This is a genomic window from Streptacidiphilus sp. MAP5-3, from assembly GCF_041262505.1.
In the GTDB taxonomy this organism is placed as follows: Bacteria; Actinomycetota; Actinomycetes; order Streptomycetales; family Streptomycetaceae; genus Streptacidiphilus.
In genome coordinates this window covers 74,427-97,368 of record NZ_JBGCCL010000018.1, presented here as the reverse complement: position 1 = coordinate 97,368, position 22,942 = coordinate 74,427, and the positions used below count along the sequence as shown (strand labels likewise).

The window sequence follows — 22,942 nt, the reverse complement described above, 5'->3', positions numbered from 1 at the left end:
CCTGCCCGACGGGCTCCGCCAGCGGCGCGCCGCATCCGCGCCCCGTTCGGGTGGACTCTGCGCTCGTCGTCGGCGAATCCGCGTGGCGTCGCCCACGGGCCGATGCTGACGGAGCGTAACCTGCATCGCGTACGCCTTCATCGAAGGAGACGCGATGAGCGCCACTGACCGTGCGGTGAGCAGGGGTTTTCGGCGTTCGGGGACGGCGCTGCTCGGCGCGCTGCTTGCTGTGTCAGCGACCCCAGCCACTCCAGCCACCCAGGCCGCGGCAGTCGCCGCGCCTGCGGCGGGCGTCGAGTACATCGCCCTGGGCGACTCGTTCGCGGCCGGTCCGACCCTCATGCCGCAGGACGGCTACCACCCCGACCCCTGCCTGCAGTCGGACGTCGACTACCCTCATCTGCTCGCGAGGGACCTGGGCATCACCGCGTTCCGCGACGTCACCTGCAGCGGTGCGACCAGCGCGAACGTCCTGACCACTCCGCAGACGGCGGACCTGCCGGGCGGATCGGGAGTCCCGCTGCAGATCGGCGCGGTGTCGCCGTCCACGGCGCTGGTCACCCTCACGATCGGCGCCAACGACATCGACCTGGCCCAGTTCGCCGCGGGCTGCGTCAACCTGATGCCGCCCCCGCTCGGGACCTCGTGCAAGGCGACCGAGACCGCAGGCGGCGTCGACAAGGGCGCGGCACTGGTCGCTGCGGAGGCCCCCCGCTTGGCCGCCGTCCTCGACGCGGTGCACCAGCGGGCCCCGCAGGCCCGGATTCTGATCACCAGTTACGCCGACTACTTCGGAGCGGCCGGCTGCTTCCCGCGCCAGCCGTTCTGGCCGCAGGACGCCGCGTATCTGCAAGGGCTGGTGGACCAGCTCGGCCGGGTGACCGAGGCCGTCGCCGCACAGCACCACGCCCAGTACGTCGACTTCATCGGCCCCGGGGCGGGACACGACGGCTGCCGGCCCACCAGTAACTGGGTCAACCTGATCGTCCCCGGTCACACCGGGGGCACCATCCCGATGCACCCCACTTTGCTCGGTGAGCAGAACTTCGCCCGGATCATCGTCGAGCACCTGGCCCAGGGCTGATCGAGCGTCACCGCTGGGCCTCCGCCGGGCGCAGGGTCTCGGCCACCTGCGACCGGCACCGGCCTGTTCCGACGCCTTCCGCGTTGTGCGGAAACCGTGGTGGGCTGGGGAGTTAGTGACTCTGACATGACGACGCGTGCAGGAATTGGCTAGCCTGCTCGGCATGACGGCGCTCGGGGGAGACAGTGCGGACGGCTCGGACCTGCATGGCCTCGGGGCCGTGCCGTTGGCCGGCGGCGACCCGCGGCGGATCGGTCCGTTCACGCTGACGGGTCGGCTCGGCTCCGGCGGGATGGGCCGGGTCTTCCTGGGGGTCGCCGACGGGCGATTCGCCGCGGTGAAGCAGGTCCACCCGCACCTGACCGAGGACAAGGAGTTCGTCCAGCGCTTCGGCCACGAGCTGGACAACCTGGCCCGCCTGCCCGCCGGGGTCAGCGCCGCCCTGCTGGACAGCGACCGTGAGGCCCAACCGCCGTGGCTGGCCGCCGCGTACGTCCCCGGTATCACCCTGGACGAGGCGCTGGAGCTGAACCGCGGACCGCTGCCCGTGCCGGACATCTGGCTGTTGCTGCGGGAGGCCGCCGCAGGGCTGGCAGCCGTGCACGAGATCGGCATCGTGCACCGGGACCTGAAGCCGTCAAATGTGATGCTCCGTCAGGACGGCGTCACCCTCATCGACTTCGGCGTGGCGCGGGCCCTGGAGCAGAGCCGGCTGACCCAGTCGGGCATGGTGATCGGCACCCCGTCGTACATGTCGCCCGAGCAGGCGTCCAGCGACCGCGCGGTGACTGAGGCAACAGACGTGTTCGCGCTCGGCTGCCTGCTGGGGTACGCGGCGACGGGGAAGCCGCCGTACGGTGACGGCAGCGGCGTGCAGATGCTCTACCGCATCGTCCACGAGCAGCCCGATCTCGAGCCGTTGCGTGCGGTCGACGAGGAACTCGCCGCCGTGGTCGCCCAGTGCCTCGCGCGCGCTCCGCAGGATCGGCCCACCAGCGCCGAGTTGGTGGCGCGGGCCACGCGGCACGTGGGCCTGGACGTGACACCGTGGCCGTCCGGGGTCCGCGAGCGCCTGGCACTGCGCGCCGATGCCGTGCAGCGCGTCCCTGATGTGGCGACCATGGTGATGGCGCCCGTGCCGGACGGCCCCGCCGGACCGGCCGGGCCCGCTACGCCCGTCGCCCAGATCGTGGCGCCGGCCGGCGAGCCGGAGAGGCCCAGGCGGCGCGGATTCCGAGGGTTCGTGATTCCCCTGCTGGTAGCCGTCGGTGCAGGCGCGGTGGCGCTCGTGCCGTACCTCATGGACCAGCATGCGGGCGGCACGCCCTCCGCCTCCGGCAGCGGCACGACGAGCGCGGTCGCCACGCTCGGCACGCCGTCCGCGTCCGCCTCCGCCTCCGCGAGCAAGTCCGCGTCGGCCTCGCCGTCGTCGCCGTCCTCGCCCAAGGCGAGCGATTCCACGTCGCCCCGCGCCAGCGGTGGGGGCACCGGCGGGGCGAACGGCGGCAGTACGGGCGGCTCCGGCGGCACCAGCACCGGCAGCGGTGGTGCCGGGACGTCGGGCGGATCCAACAACTCCACCGGGGCCAACGGCTCCACGGGGCCAGGCGGCGCCACCGGTTCGACCACCTCGGGGACGTCGGGCGGCACGGGAACGCGCGGTGGCACGGGCGGCTCCGGAGGCAGCGTCACCCCGAGCGGAACCCACCGGCTCAGGTCCGCCCTGGACGGCCAGTGCCTGGCCCAGAGTGCGTCCCACAGCACCTCCGGCTACATCGCGGCCTGCGCCTCGGGCAGCCCGTTCGAGTGGACCTACGCGTCGGTCTCCGGCGGCACCTTCGAACTGCTGAACCCCGACTCCGGCAACTGCCTGGCAGGCAGCGGGGACAACTACACCTACATGGTCTCCTGCGGCAGCACCGACGCCGACGTGTGGAGCTTCGGCCAGCCGACCTCTTCCGGCGCGACGCTGGAGAACCCCTCAGCCGGGCAGTGCCTCCAGAACGACGCCACCGTGGGCGGCTACGCGGTCCTCACCGCCTGCAGCTCCTCCGCCGACGAGATCTGGTCCAACGACTGACGGACTGTCAGGGTGTGCGGGCTGTGCGGGCTGTCAAAGCCGTCAGCCGAGGCGGGCGGGGAACCCGCCCGTGGCGATCGGGCCCCAGCGGTCGGGGGTGATGCGCACGAGCGCTTTGCCCTGCTCGACCATCGCGTCGCGGTACTCCGCCCAGTCCGGGTGCTCGCCGGAGATGTTGCGGAAGTACTCCACGAAGGCATCGAGGGCGGCCGGCCCCTCGGCCGCTTCGAGTACCTCGGCGTGACCGTCCACCTGCACCCACGCGCTGTCCCACTCGTCGGACAGCACCATGACGCTGACCTCGGGGCGGAGCCGGGCGTTGCGAGCCTTGGCGCGCTCGGGGTAGCTGGAGATGACGATCCGGCCGGAGTCGTCGACACCGCCGGTCACGGGGGACGCCTGCGGCGCCCCGTCGGCGCGCCGGGTGATCAGGATCATCCGGTGCCGCGGGCGGATGAACTCCAGCAGGCCGTCACGCTCGACCTTCGTGTTCGCCGCGATGTTTCGTGCCATCAGTTCTTCTCCCCTCGGAGGCCTTCGGCCACCCTATTCGAGCCGTTGGCACTGCGGATGTGTGTCCAGACCAACGTGGCGATGATCAACGCGGTACCGGCGTGGAGCAGCCACCATCCCGGGCCGAACGTGACCGACAACCCCGCCTGGACGGCCGCCGGCAGTGCGTGAACCACCGCGAAGTGATCGGGCCGTAGCTGTAGGTCCGTGATGACCAGACAGATCGGGAGGACCAGGGCGCAGGCGTATCCGAGGATCCGAAGGCCGGGATGCGGCCGGTAGGGCAGGACAGCTGCGCAGACGAGCGCGGCCAGGGCGGGCAGGAGCCACGGCCAGGGCAGCAGCGTCCCGCTCGACGAGAGGGAAGGGAACTGGTCGAGTCCGAGCGCGCTGTGGAGCGCCAGGTTGCTCCGGTCGGCCATGCCCTGGGGGAGGCCCAGTGTTGGAGAGAGCCGGAGGCCGACCGCCTTCAGCGGCATGGCGATGCCGCACAGCGCCAGCACGCCGACCGGCCCGAGTACGGATGCCGCGGCCCTGTACCGCGGTTGTGGTCCGGGGGCGGTCTGAGGCGAGGCCGGTGGCTGCCTCGGCGGCGGGTAAGCGGCGTGGATGCCGGGCCCGCCGGCGACCGGCCGGGTGGCGGGTGCCGTCGGCGTGTAGGACAGGCTCCGGGCGAGCAGCGACTCGGCCTGCGGGCCGGTGAGGCGCGCCTTCGGGTCCTTCACCAACAGTCCGTTGATCAGCGAGGCCAGCGGACCGGCCAGGGCCGTCGGCGGAGCGTCCTCGAACAGGACCGCCGCGAGGGTGGCCACGGGGGTGTCACGCCGGAACGGCAGCCGCCCTTCCACGGCCTGGTAGAGCGTGGCCCCCAGCGAGAACAGGTCTCCGGCGGGGCCCGCCGGGGAACCGTGGGCCCGCTCGGGCGCGAGGTAGTCCACGGATCCGATGAACACGCCGGACGCAGTGAGTGCCGTCTGGTCCTGCTGCACCGCGATCCCGAAGTCGGCCAACAGCACCTGGCCGTCGTCGGCCAACAGGATGTTCGCCGGTTTGACGTCACGGTGGACGATCCCGGCCGCGTGAGCCGCGGCGAGCGCGGCAAGAACGGCCTGTGCCACCCGCGCCGCATGGACGGGCGTGAGGGGGCCTTCCTCGGCGATCCGGTCGCCCAGTGAACGACCGACGATCAACTGCATGACGATCCACGGCACGCCGGAGTCCACGGCGACGTCGTGGACTCCGGCAACGTTCGGATGGTCCCGCAACCGGGCCGCGTGGCGGGCCTCCCGCTGGGCGCGCAGCACTCGCTCGGTGTGTTCCTCCGGCGAGGCCGTGGGGGGAAGTTGGACCTCCTTCACGGCCACGTCCACACCGAGCACCTCATCGTGGGCCTGCCACACGCTGCCGAACCCGCCAGTGCCGAGCCGCTTCTGGAGCCGGTACCGCCCACCGACCAGTTGCCCCGGTCGGCCGGCGCCGGCGTCCCCGACGACACCGACGTCGTTGCCTTCCTGCGACACCTTCTGCCCCCGTCCCCGTCCCAAGTACAGTCCGCCACCGCAGTGTTCCAGATCCCGACACGCGGCAGAGCAGCATCCGGGTCGGGGACCGTCTCCAGCGCGGCAGGCACCTCGTCGGCCGTCACCGGTCCCTGCGACACCCGGCGGCGCTGTGCGCCCTGCGGGCCGCCCCTGGCCTGTGAACGACCCTGAAATGGCGTCTGTTGGTGGCGGGTCATCAGCTTGGCACGTTCCGGGCCGTGCTCGTAGGCAAGGGGTGCGAGGTCGGGGTGGTCGCTGCCACGGCCATGGCACGACGTCGCGCGAGGCGGCCCGAGCAGCGGTAGCCGATGACCATGACGGCGATCACCACCGCCGTCTCGGCGCTGCCGTAGGCCCAGGTGGACGCGCTTGCCTGCTTGGCAGGCAGCTTCGGCGGCGGGGCGTCGGCGAGGGTCGTCTGCCGCGCCTTGCCTACCTGTTGTGCCTGCTGTGCTTGCTGCGCCTGGTAGGCCTGGCTGCGGGCCGAGCCGTGCAGAAACGGTGCGACGAACAGCACCAGCAGTACCAGTGCGACCTCCGCCGCCACGACGATGGGGAAGCGGCGCAGGGCGACACCGGCGGCGCGTCCGGCGTCGCCCTCGGTGCGCAGTGCCTGGACCCGGGGGTGGAGCCAGAACTGGTTGAAGGCGCCCAGCACGAGCACCGAGCCGAATATCAGGATCTTCACGCCGAGCACGCGCCCGTACATGGTGCTGAGCAGTTGCCCCGGGCCGTCGACGTGCTCCCAGTAGAGGAACAGTCCGGACAGGGTGATCGCCGCGACGCAGGCGGTGGCCGCCAGGGAGAAGCGCCGGATGGTCGGCGCCCAGAAGGTGCCGCGGTCGGCCGGTGCCACCGCGCCGGGCAGGGCGAGAAGCAGTAGGCCGACCAGTCCGCCCAACCACACCGCGGCGCCGAAGAGGTGCGCCAGCCAGACGACCGTCTCGAAGACGGTGCGCCCCAGACCGTTGCGGACCTGCGTCGGGAACCTGGCACTGCCCAGGGCTGTCAGACCGGCCGTCAGCCCCGACCACAGCAGTGCGCCGTGGAAGCGTCTGGCCGGGGCGCGGCGTAGCGCCACTGGGATGAGCAGCAGGGCCCCGAGCATCGGCAGACCCACCTGCAGGCCGGAGAGGAACCCGCCACCGCTGCCGTCGAAGAGCCCGGCCCAGGCGGCGGGGTAGTCGTAGCCTCCGCCCGGTCCGCCGGCGGCGTCGTGCGCCAGGCCGACCAGGGCGGCCGGGCCCGCGAGCGCTCCGGCGGCGACGGCGGCTGCGGTCAGCCGGGTGCGGACCCGGGCCTGGGTATCGGCTCCGACCCGCCCGGAGGGGGCCGCCACCAGCAGGGCGAGCACGATCAGCCCGACGAAGGCCATCACCGTGCTCCAACTCGCCCATGCCAGTGCGCTGTCCAGGAACGGCCCCAGCGGGGTGGACGGCGACGGCGCCGCAGTCGGAAGCGACTGCGGCAGCGGGTCGGAAAAGGGCATGGCGAACCATCCTTAGCGGGTGAGGGCGGGCAGCGCAAAGGCTGGCTTAGGTAAGGCTTACCTAACCTCAAGGGGCGAGTGATTCGCAAACCGGCTTCATGCCGGGTGGTCGGGGGTCGGCTGACGGACCGTCCGGCCGCCGGACCTGTCGCGGTGCTGATGAAGCGCTTTAGACAACCAGTCAGAACTCGGAGACCGCCGCCACCTGCCCGGCTCCGCTGACACTCGTTCATGACCGCGACGGCGTCCCGCTGACGCGGTGACCCGGCGCACGTTGACGCGGCGAGCCCGGGCGGGGTGCGATGCCTGAATCATCCTCAGGAGGAGGTACGCATGACCAGTGCCGGCCGTGAATACGTGTCCGTCCGGACGGAGATCGCCGCCGCGCCGGACGCCGTCTGGGCCGCGGTCGCCGATGTGACGCGCATGGGCGAGTGGAGCCCCGAGTGCACCGGTGCGGCCTGGCGGGGCAGTCCGGGCGGACCGGTGCTCGGTGCGCGGTTTCAGGGGCGCAACCGCAAGGGCGGGATCCGCTGGAGCACCGTCTGCCGCGTCGTCGAAGCCGAGCCGGGGCGCAGCTTCGCCTGGGACGTCAGCTTCGGGCCGATACCGGTCGCCCGCTGGGGATTCCGCCTCACACCGGGCGGCGCGGACGGCGGCGTGACGGTGGTGGAGCAGTTCTGGCAGGACCGCCGCGACCGGGTCAGCGCCTGGACGACGGAGACCGTGCTGCGCACCGGCGGCCGCGCGGAATGGAACCGCAGGAACATGACGGTGACGCTCGCCGCGCTGAAGCGCTCGCTGGAGGCCGACTCGACGGCAGACGAACAGCATCCCTGAACGTCAGGACGTCAGGATCGCTGAACGTCAGGACCGCTGAAGGTCGGCCTGGGTCCCGACCTCCTCCAGCGGCCCACCCTCCGTCCGCGGAGCTGCCATGGAGGCGGCGAGTATCGCCTGGACCGCTCCGCGGACCTGGTCTGCGACCACCTCGGGGGTGGCGGAGTCGAGCTTTCCGTCCAGGTGCAGGAACGCCAGGCCGTGGACCAGGGCCCACACCGCGGTCGACAGCGCCTCCGGATCGCTGCCAGGGAAGACGCCGTGGACGATGTCGCGGACGTACTGCGAGATGGCGGCTGTCGCAGCGACCCGCTCCTCGTTGCTCGGATCGCAGGGCTCCGCGAACATCACCCGGAACAGTGCCGGGCGCTCGAGCCCGAAGCGCACGTACGCGACCGCGACCGTGGCCAGCTCGTCGGGAGTCGCGGGTGAGGGGTGCGCGGCAGCCAGGGCGTCGGCCAGCTCGCGGTAGCCCTCCGCGGCGACTGCCGACACCAGTGCGTCGCGGTCCGCGTAGTGGCGGTAGGGGGCCGTCGCCGACACCCCGGCCCGGCGCGCGACGGCCCGCAGGGACAGACCGGCGCTGCCGTCCTCCTCCAGCAACTCCCGTGCCGCGCGCAGGCACGCGGCCCGCAGATCGCCGTGGTGATAGGAGCTGGTCGGCTGTGGCACGGGTCACCCTCTCTGATGTTTACGCCGCATACATTCCTGGCCTAATGTGAGCGTTGTACACATCGTAGTCGAGGAAATCGATGGACAGGAGATTCCCGATGGCCAGCACGCTGTTCTCGCCACTGAAGCTGCGCTCCGGGGCGGTGCTGCCCAACCGGATCGCCAAGGCGGCCATGGAGGAGAACCTGGCCGGCGCGGGTCAGCTGCCCGACCGCCTGCTGATCGACCTCTACCGGCGCTGGGCCGCCGGCGGCACCGGCCTGCTGATCACCGGCAACGTCATGGTCCACGCCGAGGCGCTGACCGGTCCGGGCGGCGTGGTGCTCGACGAGGCCGCGCCGCTTGCGCCGTTCGTCGAGTGGGCCAAGGCCGGCAAGCCCGCCGGTGGGTCGATCTGGATGCAGATCAACCACCCCGGCCGCCAGGTCTCGTCCGACATGCCCGGCGTCGTGTGGGGACCGTCCGCCGTCGGTGTCGATCTGGGGAAGCTCAGCAGCCGCTTCGGCAAGCCGGTCGCCATGACCGCGGAGCAGATCGAAGCCACCGTGAACCGGTTCGCGGTCACCGCCCGCCGCGCCGAGGAGGCGGGCTTCGACGGCGTGGAGATCCACTCCGCACACGGCTACCTGCTGTCGCAGTTCCTCTCGCCCCTGGTCAACAAGCGCACCGACCGGTGGGGCGGGTCGCTGGAGAACCGGGCCCGGATGCTGCTGGACGTCGTCCGCGCCGTCCGCGGCGTCGTCTCGCCCTCCTTCGCGGTCGCCGTGAAGCTCAACTCCGCCGACTTCCAGCGCGGTGGCTTCGACGCCGACGACGCGCGTCAGGTGATCGAGTGGCTGGCGCCGCTCGGCGTCGACCTGGTCGAGCTGTCCGGCGGCAGCTACGAGAGCCCGGCGATGACCGGCCGCCCCGCCGACGCCCGCACCGCGGCCCGGGAGGCCTACTTCCTGGAGTTGGCCAAGGAGTTGCTCACCACCAGCCCCCTCCCGCTGATGCTCACCGGCGGCATCACCCGCCGCGACACCGCCGAGGCGGTCCTGGACAGCGGCGTGCACGTCATCGGCATGGGCACCGCCCTCTCCGTCACCCCCGACCTGCCCAACCGCTGGGTCGAGGGCCGCGAGGCCGACCGGCAGATCCGGCCGGTGACCTGGTCCGACAAGGCCCTCGCCTCGGCCGCCAGCATGGCCATGGTCCGCCACCAGCTCCGTCGCATCGCCCGCGGCAGCGCCCCGAAGCCGGGCACCCGCCCGGCCGTCGCGCTGCTGGCCGAGCAGCGTCACCAGCGCAAGGCACTGCGCGGCTACCGCGCCTGGCTGCCCACGTCGCAGGCCACCCGGTGACGGTCCGGGTGCGATGACCACCCCACAGACCGGCGTTCTGGTTCTCCGTCATGGCGGCAGAGGGTGCGAACCAGAGTGCCTCTCCAGGCTCAGCCGGATTCCTTGGCTGCGGGCCGGTCGACGGTCTGGAGGTGCTCCAGGCGGCTGCCCTCGATATCCGGGTCGGGTACATAGCGTGTGAACCAGCGTGGGTGGTACCAGATCCGGGCGCCGACGATCGCCATCACCGCCGGGACCACGGTCAGGCGGACCACGAAGGCGTCGAGGAGGACGCCGATGGCGAAGCTGAAGCCGATGGCCTTGATGGTCGGGTCGTTGGTGAACATGAAGGCCACGAAGATCGAGAACATGATCAGGGCGGCCGCGGTGACCACCCGCGCGGCCCGCGACGTACCGCGTTCGACGGCGCCGCGCGCGTCGTCGGTGGCGATGAAGTCCTCCTTGATCCGGGACACGACGAAGACCTCGTAGTCGCTGGAGAGGCCGAAGATGATGGCCAGCATGATCAGCGGCAGGAAGCTGATGGTCTCCGTCGGCGTGATGCCGAAGATGTGCCGTCCCCAGCCCCACTGGAACATCGCCACCTGCGCGCCGAACGCCGCCGCGACCGACAGCAGGAAGCCGATGATCGACTTGATCGGCACCAGGATCGTCCGGAAGGCCAGGGTCAGCAGCACGAACGCCAGCCCGATGACCACGGCGAGGAAGACGGGAAGGGCGTCGGCGAGTTTCTGGGAGACGTCGATGTTGGACGCGGTCGTCCCGCCGACCAGAATCGGTGCGCCGACGACCGCCTCGATCGCGGCGCGGTGGTCGCGCAGGCCGTGCACCAGATCCGCCGTCGCGGTGTCGTTGGGGCCGGTCTTGGGGATCACCCGGACGATCGCCACCTGCGGGGTCACCGCCAGCGGCGCCGCTGCGGCGACGTTCTGCTGGGTCGCGAGTTCCGCCGCCAGCCGCTGGGCGTTCGCCGGCGGCACGCCGTGCTCGGTCACCACCAGCAGCGGACCGTTGTAACCGGGGCCGAAGTGATCGCTGATCAGGTCGTAGGCGCGGCGTGAGGTGTCGGAGGTCGGTTTCGAGGCCCCGCTCGGCAGCCCGAGCTGGATGTCCAGCGCCGGGACGGCCAGGAGCAGCAGAAAGCCGACGCCGGCCACCGCGACCAGCGGCCGGTACCGCACGACGAACCGGGACCACCGGGCCCCGAACGCGCGAGGCGACTCCTCCGCCGAGGTCTTGGCCACCCGCTCGTGGTGCCCGGGGCGCAGCCGGCCGCTGACGAACGAGGTGATCCTCGTGCCGGCGAACCCGAGCAGGGCGGGCAGCAGCGTCAGTGCGATCAGCAGTGCGACGGCCACCGCGGCGGCGGCGGCGAGCCCCATGACCGTCAGGAACGGGATGCCGACCACGGACATGCCGCACAGCGCGATGATCACCGTCAGCGCGGCGAAGACGACCGACCCGCCTGCGGTGCCCACGGCCAGGCCGACGGACTGCTCCGTATCCATGCCCTGGAGCACCTGGTTGCGGTGCCGGAACAGGATGAACAGGCCGTAGTCGACGCCGCAGGACAGCCCGAGCATGATCGCGACCGTGGTCGATGCGGAGGCGATGTTGATGACCGAGGCCAGTGCGGTGATACCCATCAGCGAGACGACGACCCCGAGGACCGCGGTCAGGATCGGCATTCCGGCGGCGACGAGTGCGCCGAAGGTGACCAGCAGGATGAAGAAGGCGATGATCAGGCCGATGAGCTCGGGAAGTTCCGAGGGCACCAGTCGCCAGCCCGGATAGACGCTGCCGGAGTACTCCACCTGCACGCCCGCCTGCTGTGCGGGGGCCACCGCGGCTTTGAGGTCGTTCAGGGACGCGTCCTTCACGTCGCCGGGCTGCCCGTTCCACTGCACGCTGACCAGCGCGGCCTTCTGATCGGGCGACACCCCGTGAGCCGCGTAGGGGTCGGAGACCGTCGCCACCTGCGGCACGCCCCTGATCCTGGCCAGGGACGCCTCCACACCGGCCCGCGGGCCCGGGTTGGTGACCGCCTGCCCGGCGGGCGCGGCGAACACCACCTGCGTCTGACCCCCGGCCAGCGCCGGCAGCGTGTGCTTGAGCAGGTCCGTCGTCCGCTGCGACTCCGTGCCCGGAATGGTGAACGTGTCGTTGGTCTTGCCGCCGCTCGCTGTCGCCAGCACGATCGCGACCACGGCCACGACCAGCCAGAAGCAGAGCACGATCCGCCGGCGCCGAAACGCCCAGCGGGCGAGCTGGAACAGGTACGTGGACACGCTGGCGCCTCCGCAGGATGCCGGTCGGCACGCCGGACATCTGCTCCGGGACGGCCGCGCTGTCCACGCAATTCTGTGCAGGCCGGTGGGCTCGCGCGATTCGGGCGCGTCCAGCCGGGGCTCCCGGCCCGCCCTGGTCGGCGCCCCCGCAGGTGGGGATCCGCTCCAGAACATCCCGAACGGCTCAGCGGGGAGTGCGAGTCGCGTGGGGATGGCGTTTGTTGGGTGAGTGCCCGTCATGAGCAGGGGCTGTCGCGCGTTGTCCCAGAGGGGAATCGGCCTGTGTCCTGGCCCCAGATATGTCCGCGTCCCGGAGTATGGCTCTGCGGGCTGCTCTCGCTGATTGCGATCTCACTGGTGACGCCCCAACCGGCTGCGGCCGCTGAGGTGATTCCGGCTGCGGCTTCTCCGGTGATTCCTCCGCAGACGCCTCTGGTCTTCAGCGATCTGTTCCGGAAGGCGGACTGGGGCAGGCCCGGTGCCGTGTGGTGCCCCTACACGTCGGCCTATCCCGACGGGCGGACCAACCCGGGCAACTTGAAGCTGGACAACATCACGACCGGGGCGATGTCCGTCGTCAAAGGCGGGGGTGTGCTCTTCCGTGCCCGCCCGCTCACGCACTCGCCGGTCGGTCAGTGGGCCACGGGTCTGCTCACGACCGAGCCCTGGGACGGCGGCCCCTGCGGAGGCGACGGGTTCATGGTGCGCCCCGACGACTACGTGGTGGTCCATCTACGCTTGCCGAACCGCACCGAGGGCGGGGGTCACGCGGCCTGGCCCGGAGTGTGGACGTGGAACGACGGTGACAACGAGGTCGACATCCTGGAGTGGCACAGCGAGTTGCCCGGTTTCGCGGAGTTCGTCAACCATGTGGACGGTGACAACGGCGCGCTGGTCCGGAACAGTCTCCTCGGCTTCGGAAAGTGGATATACGTCGGTGCCCGGCTCGGCACCGACTCCGTCACCTGGTATCTCGGCGACTCAGTGCGGGACCTGAAAGCCGTCTTCAACGACCACAAGGGCGTGCCGGCCGACTGGAAGGCATATCTGATCGTGAACCTCAGCATCTCCGGGCAGCCGGGTCGGGAGCCGACGACCTTGACGCCCATCACCACCGAGATCTCCAGCGTGCAGGTCTACCGTCCACTCGTGAAACCACTGTGACTCCCCGTCCGAAGGAGAAGAGCATGCACCGCGGCCTTGCTGCCCTCGCCTCCGCGCTGACAGTCGCGTCCCCGTCCGCCCTCGGCATCGCCGCTCCGGCGCACGCTGCAGGGACGCAGCTCCTCTCCTGCACCATCAGCGCCGAGGAGAGCTTCAGCCCCGGAGTCCAGATGGTGTCCGCTCCACAGAGCGTCGGCGGGGTTCTGCACGGACTGGGGCAGACCGCGGGGCCCGCCTGCGCTCCTGCTGCCGACGGCATCACCAGCTTGGACGCCACCTTCACAGGAATGGGCCAGGCCAGCTGCTTCACCGACCCGGCACTGCGTGCTGTCAAGCTGAACGGCACCATGGCGATCACCTGGAAGAAGGCCAACGGAGCAGCCGTCGGATCTTCCCGGGTCAATTGGAGTGCGAGTCAGGTGGACCTTGGGAGCACCGTGCTCGCCGGAACTGTCTCTTCCGGGGTGTTCAAGGGGGCAACCATGTCGGTGACCGGCCTTTCGGCAGACGCGGTGATCAGCGTCACGGGTGGGTGCAGCGCGAGTTCGCCCCTCACGAGTGTCCGCACCACCGACACGTACCTCCGGCTCACGCAGGTGTGACAGCCCAGGCCCGGTGTCCGGCCCTGCGGCGCTTACTTCTCGTAGGTGTTCTTCCAGCGGGCGCGGTGCTGCCTGTCGCCTTGCCCGGCCCCGTTGACCTGGGGGAAGGACGTCAGGGGTGTGCCGCTGTTCCACAGGCCGAGCAGGTCGCGGTGCAGTGCCCAGATTCCGTGCTGGCGGCACAGGTCCTGGGCAGGGCGGGTGAAGCGTGTGGTGGTGACGAAGATCCCGACCTGGGCCCGGTGGTGCTGCAGTGCGCCCATGAGGTCACGGATCTCCCGGGCGGGGATCGCGTTACGGGGCGCGTAGCGCTTGCACTGCACGACCATGGTGCGCCCGTCGGGGAGGAGCCCGCGGACGTCGGCCCCGTTGTCGCCGGCACCTCCGACGCGGACGACCTCGGTACAGCCGTCGCGGCGGCACAGGGCGGCCACGAGGTCCTCGAACTGGGTGCCCGTCATCTGGTCGACCTCGGCGAGGGTGCGGTGCCCGGCCGCGATCGCGTCCTGCTCGCGCCACAGCCGGTCCTGGCGGCGTGCGGCCCGGTCGCGGCGCCACAGCGCCTGACCGGCCGCACCGACCGCCGCGGCGCCGACCAGGACAGTGACGTACGGCCACACCGTGCCCCAGTGGGCGGCCAGGAGTATCCCGCTGACGAGTGCGCCGAGCGCCGCGAGTGCCTTGAGCCTGGTGGTGCGCCGCCGGGCGGCAGCGGTCCCTCTCCTGCGCGCCATGCCGACCCCCTGTGAAGTGACCTGCCGTCATCCCTCCCCAGGGCGGCGCGACAGCGAACACTCTTGTGCGGACGCGGCGCGCCGGCCGCTGCTGCTGCCCCGCGCGGTGTGACCCGCCGGCCGTCCGACGGCGATCGTCAGCGCAGTCCGGCGAAGAGGTCGTTCTCGGGGAGGGGCGCGCTTGTGGTGTCCTGGACGCGGACGAAGGTCTCCACACCCATCAGCCCGGTGAACTTCTCCTTGCCCATCTTCAGGAAGAAGATGTTCTCGCCTTGGCTGGCGTGCGCGGCGAGGGCGTCGAACTTCTGGCCGCCGAACTCGGTGGTGTCGACCCAGGTGGTGATCTCCTCGTCCGGGAGTCCGATCTCGGGCATCGTGGCGGCCTCGTCCGGTTCCGGCTCCCAGTCCGCGCCGAACTCGCGCATGACCTCCCCGAATTTCTGCATCATCGAGCGGGGCGCCGTCGTCCAGTAGACCTTGGGCGTCATTTCGGTCATGGCCAGCGCGGCCGTGGTGATGCGGTTGGCCTGGATGTGGTCGGGGTGGCCGTAGAAGCCGTTCTCGTCGTAGGTGACGACCACGTCGGGCTGGTAGAGGCGCAGGAGTTCGGCGAGACGGGCCGCACCCTCCTCCACGGGGGTCTGCCAGAAGGACCCGGGGGCGTCGTTGGCCGGCCAGCCCATCATCCCGGAGTCGGCGTAACCGAGTGTCTCCAGATGATGGACGTTCAGGACTTCGCAGCTGGCTTTGAGTTCCTGGAGCCGCATCGCGGCCACGGCCTGCGGCTCGTGTCCGGGTTCGCCCGGCTTGACGCCCCCGGGCCCGTCGCCGCAGGCTCCGTCCGTACAGGTGACGAGGACCGTCCGGATGCCCTCGTGCGCGTAGCGGGCGAGGATGCCTCCGGTCCCGGTGGCTTCGTCGTCGGGGTGGGCGTGCACGGCCATCAGGGTCAGGGGCCGGTCGTTCATCAGAGAGTCCTCCGGTGCAAGCTCGTTCTGGGTCTCAGGCCTCGCCGGCAGGCGGTCGCCCGTGGTGCCGCGGCGACCGGCGTTCGGGCAGGCCCGAGGGCTCAGTATCCAGTCGCGCGGGTGACCCGTCGACCTGCGCTCCCCACCCGCGCCGTGCCGGTTGCTCGGGCAGTGCAACAACGGCGGCCGGACCGGCTGTTCCCGCCGCGTCGACGCCGTCGCCCGGAATCTCGTCCACGCAGAACGCTCGGCTGGGCAACCCCAGCCGAGCGCCTGTACATCCTGCTCGCGGCCTGGACAACCGACCACGTGTCGCGACCATCCTTCGAATCCGCCGACTCGGGGCCGGGGGCCTTCGACGTCACCGTCAGTTGTGGCTGGCCTTGCTCAGGCCGGCCTGGACGTCGTCGAAGTTCATCACCGGGATGAGTTCCACCTTGGCGTCGAGTTCAGCGAACAGCGGTTCCGCGACCGAGGGGATGTCGGACGGCTCCTTGAGGTCGAAGACGATGAAGGCCGTACGGCGGCCGTCCTTGGCCCCGAAGTACGTGGCCTCCGGCTGAAGCGACCCGATCGCCCTCTTCATGATGTCCGGCAGCCGGTTGTCCTTGATCGCCTTGTTGGCCTTCTCCGTGTCCATCTCGGCGGTGAGCAGAACTCGCATGGCGTACCCACTCTCAGTCTGTGTGGCGGCACCTGCGTGCCATCGATGCAAGCCTGTTCGGGACATGTCTCGGACGCCTCCCGGGAGGTCCATTGGTGCGCGGGACCAACCGGGACGGGCCTGCGAACTGCGGCGGCACGGATCCTGCTCACGGAGATCGCCGACGAACCGGAGCCGGTCGACGAGCAGGCCCAGGCATGCGCTGGTGATCGACACGCGCCCCGAACTGTCCGGTCGTAGCGTGGCCGCAGGGCCACCGTTGCCACGGCTGCGCCAATCACGTCCGCCCAGGAGGCATCGTGCCGACCATCGTTGTCCACCACAGTGTCGATGACACTAAGCACTGGCTCACCTCGACCAAGCGCGAGGAATTCTTCCGGCCGCTCGGAGTCACGAACATCCGGACGTTCACCAACCCGCAGGATCCGACCAAGGTCGCGCTGACGATGGAGGTGGCCGACCTTGACGCTCTCCTGGCCGCACTACAGGGCCCGGAGGCCGCTGCCGCGATGAAGCACGACGGTGTGCATCCCGACTCGCTGGTGATGTACGTCGAAGCCTAGCGGCGGTGCTCAACAGGCCCGTCCGAACTGCCCGGTCGTACCGCGCTAGGCTGCTGGGATGACTGAGGAGCGAGGGCCGGTGCAGCCGTCCGGAGTGTGGGCCACGGCGGTCGGGGTGGCTCGGGTGCGGGCCCTGGAGACCGCGCGGGAGAACCCGTTGTTCCGTGACCCGCTCGCACTGGCCTTCGCCACCGCCGGCGGGCGCGGGCCGGACTCGGCCCCGCCGCCGCGCGGGGACGAAGCCTCCCGGCGGCGCTGGATGGGCGTGGCGTTCTCCATCGTCGTCAGGACGAAGTTCCTCGACGACCTGCTGGAGCAGGCCGCCGCGGCCGGTGTCCGGCAGGTCGTGCTGCTCGGCGCGGGCATGGACAGCCGGGCCTTCCGGATGGACTGGCCCGAGGGCACCCGGTTGTTCGAGGTCGACACCGCCGAGCCGCTGGACTTCAAGGCCTCGGTGCTGTGCCAGGAGCGGGCTGTCCCGCGCTGCACCCGGATCACCGTCCCGGTGGATCTGCGCGAGGACTGGCCCGGCGCGTTGGCCGCCGCCGGGCACGATCCCGCGCTGCCGACGGTGTGGATCGCTGAGGGGCTGCTGATCTACCTGCCCGAGGACGCGGTGGAACTGCTGCTGACCCGGATCGGCGCCGCCTCCGCACCCGGCAGCCGGATGGGGCTCACCCTGGGCTCGCGCGGGGTGATCGACCGGTTCGGGGCGGACGCCGGACCGGGATCGGCCGCGTCCATGTGGGTCTCGGAGATGCCTGAGGACCCGGTCGGCTGGCTGGCCGGGCACGGATGGGACGCCGAGGTCTACACCCTGCGCGAGCGGGGCGCCGCCTACGGGCGCCCTATCAGCACCCCGCCCCAGAGCAAGGAAGGCCCCGGCAGCCTGGTCTCGGCCGTACGCCCACCGAACGGCTAGCTACTGACGTTGATTGAGTGATGTGGGAGTGATGTCGGTGCCTCGCCGGCACGGGCCCGGCCTTCGGGATCGATGATTCCGGGGGCCTGTCTCCGCCGCGGCGAGCGAGTGCGGGACGAACGAACCGTCGCGCTCATCCGCCCCGCACACTCGCCACCGGAGGGGCTCGGCGGTCAGCTGCCGACGAGCATCTGCCAGGTCTCCGGTCCCACCTGGCCGTCCACGCCGAGGCCGTGCGCGGACTGGAAGGCCCGGGCGGCGGTGTCGGTGCCGGAGCCGAAGCTGCCGTCGACCGCGAGGCCGTAGCCGAACTTGTTCAGCTCGACCTGGGCGGCGCGGACGTCGTCGCCGCTGGAGCCCTGCTGGACCTGGACGATCAGCGCCGACCAGGTCTGCGGGCCGATCTGGCCGTCCACGCCGAGGCCGTGTGCGGACTGGAAGCTCTCGGTCGCGGAGAGGGTGGCCGGCCCGAACTGGCTGTCGGCGGTGATCGAGGCACCGTGGTAGCGCAGCAGGTACTGCGCCGCCAGCACGTTGTTCCCGGTGTCGCCGTCGATGACATTCGGCCAGGGCGGCGCGACGGTGCCACCGCCGGAGGCGCCGTTCCCGGTACCCACGAGCATCTGCCAGGTCTGCGGTCCCACCTGGCCGTCCACGCCCAGGCCGTGCGCGGACTGGAAGGCCCGGGCGGCGGTGTCGGTGCCGGAGCCGAAGCTGCCGTCGACCGTGAGGCCGTAGCCGAACCGGTTCAGCTCGACCTGGGCGGCGCGGACGTCGTCGCCGCTGGCGCCTTCCTGGACCTGGACGATCAGCGCCGACCAGGTCTGCGGGCCGATCTGGCCGTCCACGCCGAGGCCGTGCGCGGACTGGAAGCTCTCGGTCGCGGAGAGGGTGGCCGGCCCGAACTGGCCGTCGGCGGTGATCGAGGCACCGTGGTAGCGCAGCAGGTACTGCGCCGCCTGCACGCTGGGCCCCGTCATGCCGTCGGTGATGTTCGGCCAGGACGGCAGGATGACACCGCCACCCCCGCCGCCGCCCTTGCCGCCCCACTGCCCGATGTCGGCGGCCATCGCCTGGTCGAGGTCCGCGTCATGCCCGGCGACCGTGATGTCGTTCTGGACCTGCCGCAACTGCGCGCGGCTGTCCCAGTTCCCGCCGGACCACGCGTAGGTCTGCCAACCCCAGGCGATCTTCCCGTTGTTGAAGAGCTCCTGGATCACGTGGTAGCCGGCGTACGCACCGGTCCGAGACTGGCCGATCACCGAGGCGACGCCGTCGAAGTAGGAGTTGAGCGCGGAGTACATCGAGGGCTGAAGGTCGAAGTCGATGCTGAAGTAGATCGGCCGCGACGACGGCATCCCGTTGGCCAGCGCTTGCCGCTGCGCCTCGGTGGCATGCCCGGCCCCCTGGGAGTAGGGGTCGGAGGGCACGCCGCTCTGCCAGGACTGCAGCCCGTCGGACTCCCAGTTGGAGACGATGCCCAGACCTGCGGCGGTCAGGGCCTGAGCCTCGGACAGGGTGAGGACCTTCGGGTTCGGCAGCCAGCTGAGGTAACGGCACACGAAGCCGTAGCCCGCCGCGGCGACCGAACTGGCGGTCAGCGACGCGTCGGAGTAGTCGATCCCGTAGCCGGTCGCCGAGGACGCCGCGGTAGCCGCGGACGCCGACCGGGCGAATCCGACGCCGGCCACGGTGGCCACCGCGGCGCCGCCGGCGAGGGTCAGCAGCCTGCGTCGAGACAATCGATGGCCGTGGTCAAACAGGTCCATGACACGTTCCAATTCTTGACCTCTGGTTGCGGGAAGCAACGCGGGAGCCGCTGGGCGACGCGGCATTCGAGTCCCTGCCGGACCCAACTGTCCAGCGCTTGGGCGGTGTCAGTCGGAAGCAGCGCTGCAGGTGATCTTTGGGCCCCGGTCCGGCCTGTGTCCACAGCGAGTCGGGATCTGCTGGGATTGCGGGACGGCACCGCCCCTGACCTGCAGGGATCCGCAGCGGCGTGACGGTTGGGCGGGACAGCGTCGGCGCGGGCCGCCGAACAGGGCGGCTGCGTGGGTGCCGACCCAGGTCTCTGCCGCGGGGCGGCTTCCCGCTGTGGAAGCAGCAGGAAGCCGCCCAGAGCCTTCCGGGGTCTTCAAAGTTGAGCGGTGCGCTGGTTCCGCTTGCTGACGCGACGTCACGCTCGGTGTTGGGTCGGGCGGTTGACCCTGGAGGCATGAGGCGACGGGTCTTACTTCTCGGCCGGGCCCGGATTCCCGCTGATGGACTCCTGATAGCGGTCCGCGTAGGTGCTTGAGTCCTTGACCAGGTCGTCGCAGAACGCGGCGACGTCGTTGCCGATGAGCTCCAGGACCCCCTTGCCCGCGGCGACGCCCTCCTCGAAGAAGTCGACGATCCCGGGGAGCAGGGGCCCGTCGGCGAGTTCGGTCGGTCCGACCTTGAACAAGTACCTCTGCATCTCCTTGTAGACGATCTGGTAGTCCGGCGGGAGAGCCTTGACCCGAGCCATGTGCGCCCGCCACTGCTTCTTGCCCTCGATGATGTCGTGGACGCTCACGTCAGCCCTCCAGCCGGCTCAGTTTCCTTGCGACGTTCCTGTTCAACTGCTCACGCCATCGGTCGCGATAGGTTCGAGCGCCTTCTCCACCGGCCAGCGCCGTGCAGAAGCCACGGATGTCGTCGCCGAGCACCTCGCTGACGCTCAGCCCGTCCGCCGCCGTCTCCTCCAGCAGCGCCAGCGCGGCGTCGAAGATCGGCATCAGGTTGCGGCCGGTGAGGCCCCCATGGGGAAAGAGGTGGCCCTTGATCTGTTCCCACGCCGCCCGGTAGTCGTCGGGCAGGGCCTCGGCCCGGACTTCGAAGGCCTTCCAATCCCTGGTGAGATCGTTGCCTGTGATGGTCTCCCAGAAGTTCATCTCCCGCCCTCCTTGAGCTTGTTGATGCGTGATGAGACGTACTGCCACTTCGCCCAGAACTTCGCGAGTTCCTCGCGTCCGGCGTCGTTGAGCGTGAAGAACTTGCGCGGCGGACCGGCCTCGGAGGGGCGTCTGGTCACCTGGACGAGTCCGTTCCGCTCCAGTCGCAGCAGGATGGTGTACACCGTCCCCTCGACGACATCGGCGAAGCCGAGCTCGTTCAGTTGACGGGTGATGGCGTACCCGTAGGTTTCCTCGTTGTCGATGATTTCGAGCACGCACCCTTCGAGCGTGCCCTTCAGCATCTCCGTCAGGTCGTCCATCGCTAGCCCTCCTCAGCTTCTCTCGGTACTGCGTGCTACCGAGTACCACTACACAGTATCACCGAGTAGTGGGGGATGTCAGCAGGCTGCGCGCCCATCGCGGCGAAGCGGGATGCACGACCATGTCAGATGCAATGTCAGACGTGGCGCGACCACTCATTGTGTCGAGTTGGATACTCTTTGTAACTACTAGTGCGACTTGGTATCTGCAGAGGAGGACGTCATGGTCAGCAAGGCCAGCATCGTTTTCGCCCATGGGCTGTGGGCCGACGGGTCGTGCTTCGGGAAGCTCATTCCCGCGCTTCAGTCGGAAGGCCACGAGGTCTACAGCTCGCAGCACGGCCTCGACTCACTCGAAGGCGACGTCGCGTGCGTCACCCGCGCCATCAACCACGTGCCCGGCCCGGTCGTGCTCGTCGGCCACTCCTACGGCGGCACCCTGATCACCAAAGCCGGCACCCACGACCGCGTCGGCGCCTTGGTCTACATCGCCGCGCTCGCCCCCGACGAGGACGAGACCTCACAGGACCAGCAGAACAAGTTCGCCCCCACGCCCGTCTTCCAGCACATCGACGTCGCTGACGGCCGCATCTGGCTCCTTGAGGCGGGCGTTGCCGACTTCTGCGGTGATCTGCCGGCAGCCGAGCAGAAGCTCGTCCTCGCGACAGGCGCCGTGCCGGTCCCGGATCTGTTCACGCAGCAGGTCCCCGGCACGGCCTGGCGCACGAAGCCGAGCTGGTACATCGTCGCGAACAACGACCGCACCGTGAACCCGGACCTGGAGCGGGCCGCAGCCGAGCGCATGGGCGCGAAGACCTACGCAGTCGACAGCAGCCACGTGCCCATGCTCTCGCATCCCGACGTCGTCCTTGACGCGATCCGCGACGCCGCGAAGACCCTGGAGGCTTAGGCAAACGGCAGGACCCCACGACGACGGTCGGGCCGGAGTGTGATGGACGGTATGAGCAGCGAAGGTCCCGAAGCTGCGAACGCCGCGCGGACCGACCCGCTGGTGCAGCTGGATCTCGACCGGCTGCGGAGGCGCACCAGCATGAAGTGGCGCGCTTTCCCGGAGGACGTACTCCCGCTCTGGGTCGCGGAGATGGACGTCCCGCTCGCGCCCGCCGTCGCGGCGGCGCTGCGTGAAGCGATCGACCTCGGTGACACCGGTTACCCCTACGGCACCGCCTACGCCGAGGCGCTGGCGGACTTCGCCCACGAGCGCTGGCACTGGGACGGCCTGCGCGTCGACCACACGGCGATCGTGCCCGACGTGATGATGGGCGTGGTCGAACTGCTGCGGCTGGTCACCGACCCCGGCGATGCCGTGGTGGTCTGCTCACCGGTCTACCCGCCCTTCTACGCGTTCGTCGGTCATGACGCGAGGGAGGTCGTCGAGGCCCCGCTCGGCGCCGACCTGCGCATCGACTTCGGGAGCCTCGAGGAGGCGTTCGTGCGCGCGCGGTGCGACGGCCGTCGGCGCGTGGCGTTCCTGATGTGCAACCCGCACAACCCCACCGGCGTGGTCCACACCCGTGACGAGCTGCGGGTCGTCGCGGAGCTCGCTCGGACGCACCAGGTGAGGGTCGTCTCGGACGAGATCCACGGTCCGCTCGCGCTCGCCGGGGCCACCTTCACCCCGTTTCTCAGCGTCCCCGGCGCGGAAAGCGGTCTTGCGGTCACCTCTGCCTCGAAGGCCTGGAACCTCCCGGGCATCAAGGCGGCCCTGGCCATCGCCGGTCCCGAGGCCGCGGCCGATCTGCGACGCATGCCCGAAGAGGTCAGCCACGGACCGAGCCATCTGGGCGTCATCGCCCACACGGCGGCCCTGCGGTCCGGTCGGGAGTGGCTCGACGAGCTCCGGGCCGGACTCGACGCCAACCGGCGTCTCCTGGGCGACCTGGTCGCACGGCACCTGCCCGGGGTGACGTACCGTCAGCCCGAGGGCACCTACCTGGCCTGGTTGGACTGCACCGCGCTCGGCCTGCACGCGGACGGGTCCGACGGCCCCGGCGTGGTCAGCGAACTCGCCGGCCCGGCGCGGATGTTCTACGACCGGGCCCGGGTCGCCCTCAGCTCCGGGCACGTCTTCGGCACCGGCGGCGCGGGCTGTGTGCGCCTCAACTTCGCGACCTCCCCGGCCATCCTGCGCGAGGCGGTGGAACGCATGGGACGTGCGGTCGCCGAGCTGTGACCGCACGGTGTCGCCGTGGTCGCGGTGGTCGCCGACATGCGAG

The 22,942-nt window shown here is 70.6% G+C and carries 22 protein-coding genes; 10 read left to right on the top strand and 12 right to left on the bottom strand.

Annotation, left to right across the window (positions count from 1 at the left end):
• Positions 1 to 154 precede the first annotated feature (154 nt).
• Positions 155 to 1,084, top strand: coding sequence for an SGNH/GDSL hydrolase family protein (locus ABH928_RS24600; protein WP_370070074.1), 930 nt, complete (start codon positions 155 to 157; stop codon positions 1,082 to 1,084).
• Positions 1,085 to 1,247: 163 nt separating this feature from the next.
• The gene (locus ABH928_RS24595; RefSeq protein WP_370070072.1) at positions 1,248 to 3,164 is read left to right on the top strand and encodes a protein kinase; all 1,917 of its coding nucleotides are present in this window, start codon (positions 1,248 to 1,250) and stop codon (positions 3,162 to 3,164) included.
• Between the two features lie 42 nt (positions 3,165 to 3,206).
• On the opposite strand, the gene ABH928_RS24590 is transcribed toward ABH928_RS24595, so the two are convergent.
• The 3 genes from ABH928_RS24590 to ABH928_RS24580 form a co-directional block, all read right to left on the bottom strand.
• The gene (locus ABH928_RS24590) at positions 3,207 to 3,677 is read right to left on the bottom strand and encodes a PPOX class F420-dependent oxidoreductase (RefSeq protein WP_370070070.1); all 471 of its coding nucleotides are present in this window, start codon (positions 3,675 to 3,677) and stop codon (positions 3,207 to 3,209) included.
• Positions 3,677 to 5,197, bottom strand: a complete 1,521-nt coding sequence (locus ABH928_RS24585) for a serine/threonine-protein kinase (RefSeq protein ID WP_370070068.1) — start codon at positions 5,195 to 5,197, stop codon at positions 3,677 to 3,679. The genes ABH928_RS24590 and ABH928_RS24585 overlap by 1 nt, the downstream gene beginning before the upstream one ends.
• Before the next feature lie 217 nt (positions 5,198 to 5,414).
• Positions 5,415 to 6,707, bottom strand: coding sequence for a CopD family protein (locus ABH928_RS24580; RefSeq protein ID WP_370070066.1), 1,293 nt, complete (start codon positions 6,705 to 6,707; stop codon positions 5,415 to 5,417).
• A 333-nt stretch (positions 6,708 to 7,040) separates the two neighbouring features.
• Between ABH928_RS24580 and ABH928_RS24575 the strand changes: the two genes are divergently transcribed.
• Entirely contained in the window at positions 7,041 to 7,547 is a 507-nt protein-coding gene (locus ABH928_RS24575; RefSeq protein WP_370070064.1) for an SRPBCC family protein, read from the top strand.
• A gap of 27 nt (positions 7,548 to 7,574) precedes the next feature.
• On the opposite strand, the gene ABH928_RS24570 is transcribed toward ABH928_RS24575, so the two are convergent.
• The gene (locus ABH928_RS24570; protein ID WP_370070062.1) at positions 7,575 to 8,219 is read right to left on the bottom strand and encodes a TetR/AcrR family transcriptional regulator; all 645 of its coding nucleotides are present in this window, start codon (positions 8,217 to 8,219) and stop codon (positions 7,575 to 7,577) included.
• Between the two features lie 98 nt (positions 8,220 to 8,317).
• On the opposite strand from ABH928_RS24570, the gene ABH928_RS24565 reads away from it, so the two are divergent.
• The gene (locus tag ABH928_RS24565; protein WP_370070060.1) at positions 8,318 to 9,562 is read left to right on the top strand and encodes an NADH:flavin oxidoreductase/NADH oxidase family protein; all 1,245 of its coding nucleotides are present in this window, start codon (positions 8,318 to 8,320) and stop codon (positions 9,560 to 9,562) included.
• Between the two features lie 89 nt (positions 9,563 to 9,651).
• On the opposite strand, the gene ABH928_RS24560 is transcribed toward ABH928_RS24565, so the two are convergent.
• Positions 9,652 to 11,850, bottom strand: a complete 2,199-nt coding sequence (locus ABH928_RS24560) for an MMPL family transporter (RefSeq protein WP_370070058.1) — start codon at positions 11,848 to 11,850, stop codon at positions 9,652 to 9,654.
• Between the two features lie 411 nt (positions 11,851 to 12,261).
• Between ABH928_RS24560 and ABH928_RS24555 the strand changes: the two genes are divergently transcribed.
• Positions 12,262 to 13,014, top strand: coding sequence for a hypothetical protein (locus ABH928_RS24555; protein WP_370070056.1), 753 nt, complete (start codon positions 12,262 to 12,264; stop codon positions 13,012 to 13,014).
• 23 nt (positions 13,015 to 13,037) lie between these two features.
• Complete coding sequence (locus tag ABH928_RS24550) at positions 13,038 to 13,616, top strand: hypothetical protein (protein WP_370070054.1); 579 nt, start codon at positions 13,038 to 13,040, stop codon at positions 13,614 to 13,616.
• A 32-nt stretch (positions 13,617 to 13,648) separates the two neighbouring features.
• Here the strand turns inward: ABH928_RS24550 and ABH928_RS24545 are convergent, their stop codons facing one another.
• From ABH928_RS24545 to ABH928_RS24535, 3 genes are all read right to left on the bottom strand, one after another.
• Positions 13,649 to 14,350 (bottom strand): restriction endonuclease, encoded by a 702-nt coding sequence (locus tag ABH928_RS24545; RefSeq protein WP_370070052.1) that lies wholly within the window; start codon positions 14,348 to 14,350, stop codon positions 13,649 to 13,651.
• 137 nt (positions 14,351 to 14,487) lie between these two features.
• Positions 14,488 to 15,318, bottom strand: coding sequence for a PIG-L family deacetylase (locus tag ABH928_RS24540; RefSeq protein WP_370070050.1), 831 nt, complete (start codon positions 15,316 to 15,318; stop codon positions 14,488 to 14,490).
• Positions 15,319 to 15,685: 367 nt separating this feature from the next.
• Complete coding sequence (locus ABH928_RS24535) at positions 15,686 to 15,982, bottom strand: hypothetical protein (protein WP_370070048.1); 297 nt, start codon at positions 15,980 to 15,982, stop codon at positions 15,686 to 15,688.
• Positions 15,983 to 16,281: 299 nt separating this feature from the next.
• Here ABH928_RS24535 and ABH928_RS24530 point away from each other — a divergent pair, with 299 nt between their 5' ends.
• Together ABH928_RS24530 and ABH928_RS24525 are read left to right on the top strand one after the other, a co-directional pair.
• On the top strand, positions 16,282 to 16,545 hold the full coding sequence (locus ABH928_RS24530; RefSeq protein WP_370070046.1) for a hypothetical protein: 264 nt from the start codon (positions 16,282 to 16,284) through the stop codon (positions 16,543 to 16,545).
• 58 nt (positions 16,546 to 16,603) lie between these two features.
• Complete coding sequence (locus ABH928_RS24525; RefSeq protein ID WP_370070044.1) at positions 16,604 to 17,467, top strand: class I SAM-dependent methyltransferase; 864 nt, start codon at positions 16,604 to 16,606, stop codon at positions 17,465 to 17,467.
• Between the two features lie 173 nt (positions 17,468 to 17,640).
• On the opposite strand, the gene ABH928_RS24520 is transcribed toward ABH928_RS24525, so the two are convergent.
• The 4 genes from ABH928_RS24520 to ABH928_RS24505 all read right to left on the bottom strand — a co-directional run bounded on the left by ABH928_RS24520 (position 17,641) and on the right by ABH928_RS24505 (position 20,705).
• The gene (locus ABH928_RS24520) at positions 17,641 to 19,236 is read right to left on the bottom strand and encodes a peptidoglycan-binding protein (RefSeq protein ID WP_370070042.1); all 1,596 of its coding nucleotides are present in this window, start codon (positions 19,234 to 19,236) and stop codon (positions 17,641 to 17,643) included.
• Positions 19,237 to 19,697: 461 nt separating this feature from the next.
• Positions 19,698 to 20,024, bottom strand: coding sequence for a DUF1048 domain-containing protein (locus ABH928_RS24515; protein ID WP_370070040.1), 327 nt, complete (start codon positions 20,022 to 20,024; stop codon positions 19,698 to 19,700).
• A 1-nt stretch (position 20,025) separates the two neighbouring features.
• Positions 20,026 to 20,382, bottom strand: a complete 357-nt coding sequence (locus ABH928_RS24510) for a DUF1048 domain-containing protein (protein ID WP_370070038.1) — start codon at positions 20,380 to 20,382, stop codon at positions 20,026 to 20,028.
• Positions 20,379 to 20,705 carry a PadR family transcriptional regulator gene (locus ABH928_RS24505; protein ID WP_370070036.1) on the bottom strand — a complete coding sequence of 109 codons (327 nt, stop codon included), beginning with the start codon at positions 20,703 to 20,705 and terminating at the stop codon, positions 20,379 to 20,381. Before ABH928_RS24505 ends, ABH928_RS24510 begins: the two co-directional genes overlap by 4 nt.
• Before the next feature lie 223 nt (positions 20,706 to 20,928).
• Between ABH928_RS24505 and ABH928_RS24500 the strand changes: the two genes are divergently transcribed.
• Together ABH928_RS24500 and ABH928_RS24495 are read left to right on the top strand one after the other, a co-directional pair.
• Positions 20,929 to 21,615 carry an alpha/beta fold hydrolase gene (locus tag ABH928_RS24500; protein WP_370070034.1) on the top strand — a complete coding sequence of 229 codons (687 nt, stop codon included), beginning with the start codon at positions 20,929 to 20,931 and terminating at the stop codon, positions 21,613 to 21,615.
• 51 nt (positions 21,616 to 21,666) lie between these two features.
• Entirely contained in the window at positions 21,667 to 22,899 is a 1,233-nt protein-coding gene (locus ABH928_RS24495; RefSeq protein WP_370070032.1) for a MalY/PatB family protein, read from the top strand.
• Positions 22,900 to 22,942 lie beyond the last annotated feature (43 nt).